Here is an 11,837-nt window from a genome sequence, read left to right as displayed (position 1 = left end):
CGGTGCCGTAATTCATGCTGGCGGAAAGATCGATGCCAAGCTGCTTGATGATGCTGCGTTGGACTTCCGCGACGGTGACCTTCAGCATCACCTGATCGCGGCCTTTGACCACGATCGAGTTGAGGACTTTGTCGGGGCTGCCGACGAGACGCGAGACGACATCGCCCGCCTGCTGCGCTTCGATCGGGGTCGACACCGATCCCGTCAACATCACGCTGTCGCCGATGCCTTCGGCCTGGATAGCCGCTCCCGGCAATAATTGCTTCAACGCCGCACGAACACCGTTGAGGTCGCGCTTGATCGCAATGTCGTAGGCTGCGATTTGCTGGCCGTCCGCGTCGAAGAATACGACGTTGGTCTGGCCGACAGCCGAGCCGATGACGTAAGCACGTTGCGGCGAGCGGATCACGGCGTTGGCGATCTTGGGATCTGCCACCAGCACGTCCTTGACGTCGCGCGGCAGGTCGATGATGGCCGATTTGCCGATACCAAGCGCAAGAAAGCGGACTTTCTGCGGGATGCTCGCGGTGGTGACGGGGTCGGCGGTGTGGGTAGCAGACGGCGGCACGCTGATGATGGCGGGTCCGGGAGCGGTGTCGCCATCCGCCGCGGCAGCCGGCGTCGGGCCGGCCGTCAGCGCGAAAGCGGCTACCGAGGCGGACAGCGCGCCGATCAACTGGGTGCGGATAGACGTCCGGCTTCCCCTGCGAGCCATATTCTTCTTCCTTCTGGTCTTGAGCATTCCGGTCATTTCACGACCGGTGCGGGCGGGTTGTTGACGCCGTAGCGGATCACATTGATGCCGGGCGGCTGCGCCTGATCGTTCGAACTGACGTCGACCTGGTTGACGTCGGCGATGCTGCGCAGTGCGAGCGACAACGTCCCGGCCTGGCGCGCGGCGGCGAGCACCGCGGTCTGTTCCGGCTTCAATGCCAGCGTGACCGTCCGGCCGACGAGGGTATTGGTGCCCTCTTTCTCCTTCGGCGCCTGATCGATCGCGAGGACGCGAATATTAGTGAGGACGATTTTCGAAACCACGAGATCTTGCCCGGATGGAATCGGATTCTTCTCCCGCCGCGTCAGCAGGACGTCGACGTGGTCGTTGGGCAGAATGAAACCACCGGCGCCGGTTTCGGCGGAGATCTCCGTCGATACGGCGCGGAAGCCGGTGGGCAGGATCGCGGCCATGAAGCCGGAGCCATCGGCCTTCACGAGCTTGGCTTCGCGGATCGGCTCGCCGGCGACGAAGGGAGCGCGCGCGATCGAACCTGCGATCTGATTGGCGGCGTCCGGCCGGTCGCTGCGGCGAATGAAGCTGGTGCTCGCCGTCGAGGCGGGCCAGGTCTGCCAGATCATGTCATTGGCGGTCAGCGACTGGCCGAGGCCGATATCGGCTTTTGCCACCAGAACGTCGACAGTCTTGATCTGGGCGGCGGGCTCGACCGGAGCCGGAGGTCTGCTGTCGGTCCCGCTGGCCAGGTAGGCCGCGACACCGCCGGCGCCGAGAGCAATGGTCAGAACGACAATGCGGGCGATATTCATACGCAGGATCTACTGTTACGCACAAAGCTACTGAACGGTTTGAGGCTGAAGCCTCACTGTTCTGCGATGACTAAGGGGTAAAGGTATAAGCGAACTTGAAACCCGTTCCCTTTGCGCACGCCCCCTCGCCGATTTGTCCCGCATGGTGAACGCAACGTTATTGTCCGCGGGGGTGCGGCTGCCGCCTGGTCGCGCCGTCGAATGAAGGCTCTTTGCCGGCCGGCTTGTTGCAGCGCGCGGCGGCCCGATTATGGGGCGACGGACGATTACGGTTTGCTCACCATGTCGACAAAAGCTGCGGGCCAGCGACCGGACCTACGCCAATGCCATCCGGAGCATCTCCGCCACGATCGTTTGCTGCTGGATCGGAGGCAAAGTGCGATCCGAGAGGGCAAAGCCGAGATAGGACCAATAGAGGATGCGGGCGCGGGCGCGGGCGACCTCCCGTGAAATCCCGGAGTGGGCCAAGAGGCGCTCGACATAGGTCAGCCGCCGGCGGTCGATCGCATGCACCGCTGCCCGCGCCATCGGATCGACCACGGCCCAGCGGCGAACCGCGTTTTCGAGCGCCCGCCGCTCGCCGAAGACCCGATATAGCAGCAGTTCCAGTGCATTGCCGTTGCCGGCAGCGGCCTCGATGTCGTCGATGATCCGCTCCGCGGCGATCTCGCGCCAGAGCCTGAGAATTTCCCTGTGGAAGGCTTCGACGTCGGCGAAGTGCCAGTAAAAACTGCCCCGCGAAACCCCCATCGCCTTGGCCAAGGGCTCTGCCTTGAGCGCCGCGAAACCCTCCTGAGCAAGGGTTCTGATCCCCTGATCCAGCCAGTCCTTTGCCGAGAGTTGGTCTGCCATAGCGGGCCCCGCGTGGGGGCCAACCATACACCAGTGTATTGACAGCGCCAGCGGCCCGGCGCAAACTCCATACAGTTGTGTATGGAGGGCCTCCGATGCACGATTTGTTTCTCTGGCTGGCCGGGATCGGCGCGATTGTCGCAGCCGTGATCCACGGCGTCCTCGGCGAGACCCGGGTGTTTCGCCGGGCGACGATCGAGCCGCCTCGCCTGCGCAGCTTGATCCGGATTTGCTGGCAGATCGGCACAGTTGGGTGGATCTGCGGCGGCGCGTTGCTGCTGGCGGCGCCCTCGGTCGCCTCGATCTCCGCTCGGCACTGGATCGTGGTGACGATGGGCGCGATGTACGCCTTCGGGATGGCGGCCAATTTCTGGGTGTTCCGCGGTCGCCACTTCGGCTGGGCGGTGCTTGGCACCGTCGTCGTGATGGCGGCGATCGGTTATTAGCGGGTCACTGGGACCGTAAAAAACGGGCGTCCCTCGATGAACTCAGGTTGGCGTCGGCGTACCGAAGCTGGTTTCGCTAACTGGGTGGCGATTTCGTCTCCAAGCGGTCTCCCAGTTTAAAATTCCTCTAAGATCAATGTGTTTCAAGCTGCCCAGCTTGACCTTCGCGCTCGCGATTGAAAATACAGATCATGACCATCACCAGCCAAAACAGCGCGCCGCCCGCGATGCGCCTTGGACTCGCCAAGCGAGGCTATTCGGGCGTGATCCAGCATCTTGACGCCAACGACATTAACTCGGCGCTGCCCGCGCTCGAGCTGGAAAGCCGGCTCATCGAGCTCGGCTTCGTCGAAGGCGCCCGGGTCGAGGTGCTTCACGAGGGCGTCATCGGACGTGATCCGATCGCCATTCGCGTCGAGAACGTCACGGTTGCGGTGCGCCGGCGCGAGGCGATGGCCGTCGTCGTGGCCTGACCGGCGCGGCCAATCGCGATCTCACACAGGAACGTCAAATCGAGAGCCGCGCCGCAGACGATAGATTTGTAAAGCTCCTTTGATTCCCGAAGTTCGCATCAGAGGCTGCCGCGATAGTTGCGAACTTCGGTACAGAGTTCTGGACTCACGGACTCATGGAAGCTCCGTTGCTGCATTTGGCCCTGGTGGGCACGCCCAACAGCGGCAAGACGTCGCTGTTCAATGCGCTGACGGGCAGCCGGCAGAAGGTGGCGAACTATCCAGGCGTCACGGTCGAGCGCAAGGAGGGCTTTTTCGTCACCCCGCTCGGCCGGCAGGCCTCGATCGTCGACCTGCCCGGCACTTATTCGCTGCGCGGCCGCAGCCCCGACGAAGAAATCACTCGGGATTTCGTGCTGGGCCGCGCCGCCGGCGAAAATCCGCCGGATCTCGTCCTGTGCGTGGCAGATTCCACCAATCTGCGGCTAACCATCCGTCTGCTGCTTGAGCTCAAGCAGACCGGCCGGCCGTTGATGCTGGTGCTCAACATGTTCGATATCGCGACCCGGCGCGGCGTCAGCGTCGATGCCGCCGCCATGTCGCAGATGCTGGGTGTTCCTGTGGTGACGTCAATTGCGGTGCGCAAGGCCGGCATTGCCGATCTCTTGCGCAAGACCGACGAAATTGCGCTGCAAGCCTCCGAGCCGCCGCGAGAAAATCTCTGGAAGCCGCTTTCGGTCACGGAATTGCGAGCGACCCAGCGCGAGGCCGACCGGATCATCGCGGCAACCGTGAGCTTGCCCGCCAAGCCCGACACCTGGACGGCCCGGATCGATGCCGTGGTGCTGCACCCCCTCGCCGGGCTTCTGATTCTCGGCCTGGTGTTGTTCGTGATGTTCCAGGCCGTGTTCGCCTGGGCGCAGCCGCTGATGGAGCTTCTGTCGGATGGTTTCGCCGCGCTCGGCCAGCTCGTGCATGACACACTGCCCGCCGGGCTACTGCAAAGCTTCTTGCAGAACGGCGTGATCTCCGGCGTCGGCAGCGTCATCGTGTTCCTGCCGCAGATCATCATCATTTTCCTGTTCATCCTGCTCTTGGAAGATTTCGGCTACATGGCGCGCGCGGCCTTCTTGATGGACCGCATCATGGGCGGCGCCGGGCTGCACGGGCGCGCGTTCATTCCGCTGCTCTCGAGCTTTGCCTGCGCGATTCCCGGCATCATGGCCACCCGCGTCATCGACAACCGCCGCGACCGCCTGACCACGATCCTGATCGCGCCGCTGATGACGTGCTCGGCGCGAATTCCGGTCTACACCCTGATCATCTCGGCGTTCATCCCCGACCAGCAGATCTGGGGCTGGGTCAATCTCAGGGGACTCGTGATGTTCGGCCTCTATGCAGCCGGCATCTCCAGCGCCCTGCTGGTCTCCTTCCTGATCAAGTTTTTCATGCTGCGCGATTATGCTCCTGCGCCGTTCATGCTGGAGTTGCCGGACTACAAATTGCCGCGCCTCAAGAGCATCGCGATCGGCATCTACACCCGGGCAAAGATGTTCTTGGTGCGCGCGGGCACCACGATCTTTTCGATGATGGTGCTGATCTGGTTTTTGGCGTCGTTTCCGCAGCCGCCGGCCGGCGTCGAAGGCCCCGGTATCAACTACAGCCTGGCGGCGATGATCGGCCATGCGCTGGCGCCGGTGTTTGCGCCGCTCGGCTTCAACTGGCAGATCGTGGTGGCGCTGATTCCCGGCATGGCGGCGCGCGAGGTCGCGGTCGCGGCGCTCGGCACGGTCTACGCCATCGAGGGCGGCAAGGAAGCGGCCGACCAGATCGGGCAGGTGCTGGCGACCAAATGGAGCCTGGCCACGGCGCTGTCGCTGCTCGCCTGGTATATCTTTGCCCCGCAATGCGCCTCGACGCTGGCCGTGATCCGGCGCGAGACCGGCGGCACGAAATGGATGGCGCTGACGTTCGCCTATATGTTCGTGCTCGCTTACGCGGCGAGCCTGGTCACCTACAATGTCGCCGTCGCGCTCGGCGCCGGTTGACGATCATCTGGCGTCGTCAGATCGTTATTCAGGCCCGTTCGCCTGTTTAGTTTTGTTCTAATTCTAAAGTAGAGCGATTCCAGTCGTGCCGCTCAACTTTCGAATCCCCGAAATAAATTGCAGTGATTACTAAGTGCCCGCGAACTCGCGGAGCCCTTGATCTCCGCGGATTGGGGGCTTCATGTCGTGCGGTCATTCTCTGCATTCCTCTTCATTGTTCTCACCCTGGTTTGGTCGATCGAAGCGACAAACGCTGCTTGCGGCAACCGTCCTCTCCCTCGCGGGCTGCGGCAGCGCCTTTGCCGCCGACGGCGAGGTCAACGAGGCTGTCCTGAAGAAGATGGAGGCGATGGAGAAACGGATTCAGTCGCTCGAGGCCGAGCTGAAGCAAAAGCGGGTTGCCGAAACCGCCGTACCGGCGGCGCCAGTTGCGCCAACCGAAAAGAAGCGGCCGACCGAAGCCGGAAAGGCGGCGAAAAATGCAGCCCCGGAGGCGGACAAGGGCGCCAAAGTGGCCACTGCGCCATCGCCGACGCCGCCCGATCCGAAAGACAGGCCGGCGCCGAAGTCCAAGACGCTCGACCTTTCCACCCCGCCGTCCGATCTGCCGATCCTGGGTGTTGCTCCCTCACCCGTGGCCGGCCTCAGCATCGGCGCCTATGGCGAGGTCAAGTTCGGGACGATGCAAAATCCTGCCGCCAACGGTCAATGGCAGAACGGCTTCGATACCGCACGCATGGTGTTGTTGCCGACGTATGCGATCACCGACAACATCATCTTCAACGCCGAAATCGAGTTCGAGCATGCCGGTTCCGGGTTTGACAACGATGACAAGCTGCATGGCACCGCGGAAATCGAGCAGCTCTGGATCGATTTCAAGATCATCGATCAGTTCAACTGGCGCGCGCCCGGCATCGATCTGGTCCCGATCGGCTACATCAATCAGCACCATGAGCCGACGCAGTTCTACAGCGTCAACCGGCCGGAGCTTTACAACAGCATCATTCCATCGACCTGGAAGGTACCAGGCACCAGCGTCTACGGGACGATCAACGAAAACCTGAAGTACCAGGTGATGCTCAGCGCCACGAATGAAGACTTTGGCGACTCCTTCGACAATCGAACCGCGGCTAGGACGGTGCCCCTGCCCGGCACCGCCTATTTCCCGGGCATCGACGGGCTCAACGCGCTGGCATTCTCGAATCCGCCTCTCGGCGACTTCCAGCAGCTTTCCAACACGCTCGCCGTATCCGGCCGGCTCGATTTCACGCCGACCTTCGTGCCCGGCTTCGGCGGCAGCGTCAGCGCGTATTATTCGCCGAACACCACGCCGCGAGGCGCGCATGACGATCTCGGCAACTTCCTCGGCAAATCGAGCCTTGCGATGTTTGATGCCGAATTCCGCTACCGTGTTCCGGACACCGGACTCGAATTGCGCGGTGAATATGTTCGGGTCGAATTCGGCAACCCCGCCAACTTGCGCGCCAACAACGACAGCGATCCAACCGACAACGTCGGAAAATCGATGTTCGGCTATTCCGGCGAGGTCGCCTATCACATCCCGATGGGCACCATCCTAAACAGCGAATGGGAAGCGGTGCCGTTCTACAACTATACCTACATGAATCTGCAGACCGGCGGATTTGCGGGCACCGACCTCAACACGCCGACCGGAGCCGGCCAGCGCCAATTCCATACTGCGGGCGTTGCCGTCTTCCCCTCACCGAAAATCGTTCTGAAAGCCGAATATCAACACGTGATCGACAAGAGCCTCGCCGGCGCATTGTCAGATTCCTTTCTTGGTGGTGTGGGATTCTTCTTCTGAAGCAAGTAACGGCCAGACGCTTGCAACGAGCGGCAACCTTCGATGGGTGACACATGACGGAATGGATTCGATACGCGCTACCTGCCGCGGCGATTGCCGCGAGCGCGTCTCCTGCCTATGCGATGCAATATCTATCGATCGAAGAAGCGCAGAAGCAGGCTTTTCCGTCGGCCACGCATTTCAGCGAAATCCAGCCTGGCCGGGTCTGGAAAGCCGAAGCAGGCGGGCGCGCCGTCGGCTTCTTCATTTTCGATCGCGTCGTCGGCAAGCATCTCTACATCGACTACGCGGTTGCGCTGACGCCGGCCGGTGCCGTGCACAATGTCGAGGTGCTGCAATATCGTGAATCCTATGGCGGCGAGATCAGAAACGCGAGCTGGCTGGCGCAATTTGTCGGGAAGACAAATGCCAGTGCGCTCAAGATCAACGGCGATATCAGGAACATCGCGGGCGCGACGCTGTCTTCGACGCATGTCACCGAAGGCGTGAAGCGGATATTGGCGACCTATGGCAGCCGTCTCAAATAAGGTGCGCCGCGCCAAGCCCCTGCTCGGGACGTTCGTCGAAATCGAGGCGGCGGGACCATCTCAAGCCGAACTCGGCCGCGCGATCGATGCCGCGTTCGAACAGGTCGCGATGGTGCATCGGCTCATGAGCTTCCACGATCCGGACAGCGACGTCGGCCGTCTCAATCGCGACGCGGCCGATAGGCCGGTCAGGGTTCACGCATGGACCTTCCAAGTTCTCAAAACCAGCATTGAGCTGCATCGTCGGTCGGGCGGTATCTTCAACGTTGCCGTCGCGCCTGCCTTGCAGGCGATGGGACTGTTGCCGCAGCATGACGCAGATGCGATCGCGCAAACACCGCCGCCGCCGGTGCACGAGGCGATCGAACTGGTCGACGGGCAAATGGTCCGTTTCCGCGATCGCCAGGCGCGAATCGATCTCGGCGGGATCGCAAAAGGTTTTGCCGTCGATCGCGCGCTGGACTCGCTTCGCCAAGCGGGCTCGCTGGCATGGGGCCTCGTCAACGCGGGGGGCGATCTCGCCGCTTGTGGAGCGGAGTTGCAATCGGCCTACATCCGACATCCCCGCGATCCCGGCCGCGTCGTCTGCCGCGTCGACTTCGCCGACGAAGCGCTGGCGTCCACCGCGCGCCGGTTCGACCTCTTTCGGTCATCGGAGACCGCCGTATCGGCGATCATCGATCCGCACGGTCAAACGCCGGCCAATTCAATCGATGGCGTGACGGTAAGGGCTTCGTCCTGCATGATCGCCGACGCATTGACCAAAATCGTCATGATTTCCGGACCCGCCGCCGGCGCTCTGCTTGAGCAATGCAACGCAAGTGCGCTACTGGTCACCGCGGACGGCGAGCTCCAGATCTCCCCCGATTGGCAAAACGCAGTGCACCTTGCGGCTTAGCTCCTCATTCCGATACGCGATCTATGCAGCCCTTGCGGTCCTGCTGATAACCGGGGCTGGCTGGCTCGTGGCCGATTGGCAAAAGGACATTTCAAGCGACGAGATTTGGCAGCAGAGCATCGCCTATCTTCTGATGGTGCATGGCGGCACCGCGATGTTGATGCTGCTGCTGCTCGGCGCGCTGATCCCGGTCCATCTGCTGCGCGCCTGGCGGAGCCGGAAAAATCGCATTTCCGGCTCGGCGATGGCGACGTTCAACGCGATCCTGATCGCGACCGCCTTCGGGCTCTATTATCTCGGATCGGAAACGCTTCGGCCGTGGATGAGCTGGATCCATATCGCGGCCGGATTGTCGCTCGCGCTGCTGTTTCCGTTACATATCTACTGGGGCCGGCGCAAACTGCCTTAGACCGCGCTTGCTATTGCAGCCCGGTATCGCTGCTGGTGCGCTTCTTGGCGAGATCCATCTCGGTCACCGCGATCAGGATTTCGGCGCGCGTCTTCAGATCCGGCGCTTCGAGCATCGCCTGCTTTTCCGGTGGGCCATAGGGCGACATCATCGCCAATGCGTTGACCAGCGCCTCATTGGGCGCTTTCTCGATGCCTTCCCAGTCGACCTTGAGATTGTTGGCGTCGAGAAATTCGGTCAGCGCTTTCAGGAGTGCCTCGCGGTCGACGGCTTCCTCGCCTTTGCGAGCGGTGAAGTCGTCGATATAGGGAAAGTAATCGACCTTGCATTGCCGGTACTGGGTCAGCACCTTCTGCTCCTCGACCACCTTGAAGCGGGCTATGCCGGTCAGTTCGAGGATATAGCGGCCGTCACCGGACTCGGCGAGCTGGGTGATGCGCCCGACGCAGCCGACCTGAAACAGCTTTGGATGCGCTTCGTCGGGCGAGTGCGAAACGTCGGGCTGGATCATTCCGATCAGGCGGTGGCCGTCGCGGAATGCGTCGTCGACCATGGCAAGGTAGCGCTGCTCGAAAATGTTGAGCGGCATCTGCCCGCGCGGCAGCAACAGCGCGCCGGGCAGCGGAAATACCGGAATGATCTCGGGAAGGTCGGAAGGTCCGCGGTATTCGGCATTGATCGGCATTACGGTCACCAGCCCATAATCGTGCCTTAGCGTGACGGATCAGAAGTCCGCATCATTCGTGCCGCTTCGTAAACAAGGACACCTGCATCAACTCACGCCGTTTGAGCGTCTTGCACTCTCGCCTTGCGTCGTCGGCGCTCGCGCGGCGCTTACGAAAACAGGATCGTCGACAGGCGCTTTCGTCCCTCGACGGTCGCCTCGTCGGCGCCACCCCATGCGTCGAAGAACTGCACCAGCTGTTTGCGGGCGCCATCCTCGTTCCACTTGCGGTCACGTTTGACGATTTCGAGCAATTGCGCTGTCGCTTCCGCGCGCTTGCCGGCGGCGTTGAGCGCGGTCGCCAGATCAAAACGCGCCTGATGATCGAGCGGATTTGCGGCGACTTTCTGTTCGAGTTCGGCGACCGGGCCGAGCGAGCTTGCCTGCTCAGCGAGATCGATCGCGGCCTGAACCGCCTTGACCGCGGCGTCGCCGCGCTTGGATTCGGGAACCATCGCCAGGGTCTTCTTGGCCTGATCGATCGCGCCGGTCGTGGCATAGCACTTGGCGAGCCCCGCCATCGCCGCGATGTTGGTCGCATCGGCGGCGAGCACCTCGGCGTAGATCGAGGCCGCCGTCGACGCATCGCCCTCGGCGAGCAGGGTCTCGGCCTCCTTGAGGATATCGGCAATGTTCGGCTCGCCCGGCATGCCCGCCGTCAGCTTGTTGACGAAAGCAGTGACCTGGCTTTCCGGCACCGCACCCATGAATCCATCGGCCGGCTGGCCGTTGACGAAGGCAATCACCGCGGGAATCGACTGAATCCCCATCTGGCCGGGAATCGCCGGATGCTCGTCGATGTTCATCTTGACGAGCTTGACCTTGCCGTTGGCATTGCGGACGACCTTTTCGAGGATCGGCGTGAGCTGGCGGCAGGGACCGCACCAGGGCGCCCAGAAGTCGATCAGCACCGGCTGCCGCTTGGACTCCTCGATGACGTCCTTGACGAAAGTCTGGGTGGTCGTCTCCTTGATCAGATCGGGCGCGGCCTGTGGCGCGGCTCCGTTGCCCTCTAATATCGTCACGGCATTCCTCGTCTATGTCAGCCAGATTTCACGGCTCGCCCCGTACTAGCACGGCCGGGCTTGGCGGTTCAGCTGTTCTCAGAACCCAGATGGCGGCTGGATCCCAAATTTCAATCGGTTTTGCCGGATTTGGCCCCTCTGTCTTGTACCGGAACGGGGCCCATCGGAGATCGGGTGGATCGCGGCCCGGGCCGGCCGGATAAGGCGGAAGCATCCGGTTTATGAGGAGAGTGATGATGGCGAAGGCCTATTACAGCACCGTATTCGAGCAATCCGCCCGCGACATCTGGAAAATCGTCCGCGATTTCAACAACTATCCGGTTTGGGTCGGTGGTGCCGGCGAAAGCCGGATCGAGGACGGCAAGTCGGGCGACACCGTCGGGGCCGTACGCAATGTGCTCTATCAGGGACGGCAAATCCGGCAGCGCTTGCTGGCGCAGTCCGATGTCGAGCGCTCGCAGACCTACGAATTTTGCGGGACGCCGACACTGCCGATGACGGGATTTCTAGCGACCTTGCGGGTGACGCCGGTCGTCGACGGCGATCGTGCTTTTGTCGAGTGGTGGGCCCATTTCGACTGCGATGTCGCCCGGCGCGATGAAATTGCCGACACCTTGCAGGGCTGGTTCGGCAAATGGCTGGAAAGCCTGCGCCGGTCGATGGAGGTCGGCCCGGCCCGGTTCCGCGGGGAAGCCGGTTCAGGCGCGTATTGAGGCCGATTTCCGACCGATTTCGCCAAATCGGCTGCAACTTCATGCCCTTTAAGCCTTTTGCGATTGATCGCTGCTGGCTGTTGCATTCGCAGTCGGCATTTGGCATAGGTCTGCGGTCGCCGGTGACGTCAAGGTGACATTCCCTAAGGATGCGGGTGTAGCTCAGGGGTAGAGCACGACCTTGCCAAGGTCGGGGTCGAGGGTTCGAATCCCTTCGCCCGCTCCAGGTTCTCTTTGTCCGGCCCGGAGACATGGGTAACGGAACGTACCTAAGACATGGGTGACAACCTCGTGCCGAACGGGTTGTCGAGGGGTTGCAAGGTTTTCTGCTCCAGGTCGAAGTATCCAAGATCATAGTGCATGAAGCTTGCGAGCC

13 protein-coding genes and 1 tRNA gene are annotated in these 11,837 nt (G+C 62.2%); 9 read left to right on the top strand and 5 right to left on the bottom strand.

The genetic code is table 11. The annotated features are described in order from the left end of the window. From VFL62_RS24900 to VFL62_RS24890, 3 genes are all read right to left on the bottom strand, one after another. Positions 1–715 (bottom strand): pilus assembly protein N-terminal domain-containing protein (locus VFL62_RS24900; RefSeq protein WP_325175050.1); only part of this gene is annotated, 715 nt, incomplete at its 3' end. A gap of 32 nt (positions 716–747) precedes the next feature. Beyond that, entirely contained in the window at positions 748–1,542 is a 795-nt protein-coding gene (gene cpaB, locus VFL62_RS24895) for a Flp pilus assembly protein CpaB (RefSeq protein WP_325175049.1), read from the bottom strand. Between the two features lie 315 nt (positions 1,543–1,857). Next, entirely contained in the window at positions 1,858–2,394 is a 537-nt protein-coding gene (locus VFL62_RS24890; protein WP_325175048.1) for a TetR/AcrR family transcriptional regulator, read from the bottom strand. 95 nt (positions 2,395–2,489) lie between these two features. Here VFL62_RS24890 and VFL62_RS24885 point away from each other — a divergent pair, with 95 nt between their 5' ends. From VFL62_RS24885 to VFL62_RS24855, 7 genes are all read left to right on the top strand, one after another. Continuing rightward, entirely contained in the window at positions 2,490–2,840 is a 351-nt protein-coding gene (locus VFL62_RS24885) for a hypothetical protein (protein ID WP_325175047.1), read from the top strand. A gap of 191 nt (positions 2,841–3,031) precedes the next feature. Further along, complete coding sequence (locus VFL62_RS24880) at positions 3,032–3,313, top strand: FeoA family protein (protein WP_325175046.1); 282 nt, start codon at positions 3,032–3,034, stop codon at positions 3,311–3,313. Between the two features lie 155 nt (positions 3,314–3,468). Next, positions 3,469–5,340 (top strand): ferrous iron transporter B, encoded by a 1,872-nt coding sequence (gene feoB / locus VFL62_RS24875; protein WP_325175045.1) that lies wholly within the window; start codon positions 3,469–3,471, stop codon positions 5,338–5,340. Between the two features lie 181 nt (positions 5,341–5,521). After that, positions 5,522–7,165, top strand: coding sequence for a hypothetical protein (locus VFL62_RS24870; protein WP_325175044.1), 1,644 nt, complete (start codon positions 5,522–5,524; stop codon positions 7,163–7,165). Between the two features lie 53 nt (positions 7,166–7,218). Further along, entirely contained in the window at positions 7,219–7,692 is a 474-nt protein-coding gene (locus VFL62_RS24865) for an FMN-binding protein (RefSeq protein ID WP_325175043.1), read from the top strand. Continuing rightward, positions 7,673–8,590 (top strand): FAD:protein FMN transferase, encoded by a 918-nt coding sequence (locus tag VFL62_RS24860; protein WP_325175042.1) that lies wholly within the window; start codon positions 7,673–7,675, stop codon positions 8,588–8,590. The genes VFL62_RS24865 and VFL62_RS24860 overlap by 20 nt, the downstream gene beginning before the upstream one ends. 67 nt (positions 8,591–8,657) lie before the next feature. Further along, on the top strand, positions 8,658–8,999 hold the full coding sequence (locus VFL62_RS24855; protein WP_325175041.1) for a hypothetical protein: 342 nt from the start codon (positions 8,658–8,660) through the stop codon (positions 8,997–8,999). A gap of 10 nt (positions 9,000–9,009) precedes the next feature. Here VFL62_RS24855 and VFL62_RS24850 read toward each other — a convergent pair whose 3' ends face one another. Both VFL62_RS24850 and trxA read right to left on the bottom strand, forming a co-directional pair. Next, positions 9,010–9,684, bottom strand: coding sequence for an LON peptidase substrate-binding domain-containing protein (locus VFL62_RS24850; RefSeq protein WP_325175040.1), 675 nt, complete (start codon positions 9,682–9,684; stop codon positions 9,010–9,012). A gap of 149 nt (positions 9,685–9,833) precedes the next feature. Further along, positions 9,834–10,748 carry a thioredoxin gene (trxA, locus tag VFL62_RS24845; protein ID WP_325175039.1) on the bottom strand — a complete coding sequence of 305 codons (915 nt, stop codon included), beginning with the start codon at positions 10,746–10,748 and terminating at the stop codon, positions 9,834–9,836. A 236-nt stretch (positions 10,749–10,984) separates the two neighbouring features. Here trxA and VFL62_RS24840 point away from each other — a divergent pair, with 236 nt between their 5' ends. Next, a complete protein-coding gene (locus tag VFL62_RS24840; RefSeq protein WP_325175038.1) occupies positions 10,985–11,461 on the top strand; it encodes an SRPBCC family protein in 477 nt (158 codons plus the stop codon). 151 nt (positions 11,462–11,612) lie between these two features. Next, positions 11,613–11,687: transfer RNA gene (locus VFL62_RS24835), tRNA-Gly, on the top strand. Positions 11,688–11,837: the final 150 nt, after the last annotated feature.

It is taken from the genome of Bradyrhizobium sp. (assembly GCF_035701725.1).
Taxonomy (GTDB): Bacteria; Pseudomonadota; Alphaproteobacteria; order Rhizobiales; family Xanthobacteraceae; genus Bradyrhizobium.
This window is presented reverse-complemented; position numbering and strand designations above follow the sequence as displayed.

What these genes read in the sequence shown, in the direction of transcription:
- VFL62_RS24860 (WP_325175042.1), top strand. Translation starts at nt 7,673, where the DNA reads ATGGCAGCCGTCTCAAATAAGGTGCGCCGCGCCAAGCCCCTGCTCGGG.
- cpaB (WP_325175049.1), bottom strand. Translation starts at nt 1,542, where the DNA reads ATGAATATCGCCCGCATTGTCGTTCTGACCATTGCTCTCGGCGCCGGC.
- VFL62_RS24870 (WP_325175044.1), top strand. Translation starts at nt 5,522, where the DNA reads ATGTCGTGCGGTCATTCTCTGCATTCCTCTTCATTGTTCTCACCCTGG.
- VFL62_RS24850 (WP_325175040.1), bottom strand. Translation starts at nt 9,684, where the DNA reads ATGCCGATCAATGCCGAATACCGCGGACCTTCCGACCTTCCCGAGATC.
- VFL62_RS24865 (WP_325175043.1), top strand. Translation starts at nt 7,219, where the DNA reads ATGACGGAATGGATTCGATACGCGCTACCTGCCGCGGCGATTGCCGCG.
- VFL62_RS24890 (WP_325175048.1), bottom strand. Translation starts at nt 2,394, where the DNA reads ATGGCAGACCAACTCTCGGCAAAGGACTGGCTGGATCAGGGGATCAGA.
- VFL62_RS24885 (WP_325175047.1), top strand. Translation starts at nt 2,490, where the DNA reads ATGCACGATTTGTTTCTCTGGCTGGCCGGGATCGGCGCGATTGTCGCA.
- VFL62_RS24880 (WP_325175046.1), top strand. Translation starts at nt 3,032, where the DNA reads ATGACCATCACCAGCCAAAACAGCGCGCCGCCCGCGATGCGCCTTGGA.
- feoB (WP_325175045.1), top strand. Translation starts at nt 3,469, where the DNA reads ATGGAAGCTCCGTTGCTGCATTTGGCCCTGGTGGGCACGCCCAACAGC.
- VFL62_RS24840 (WP_325175038.1), top strand. Translation starts at nt 10,985, where the DNA reads ATGGCGAAGGCCTATTACAGCACCGTATTCGAGCAATCCGCCCGCGAC.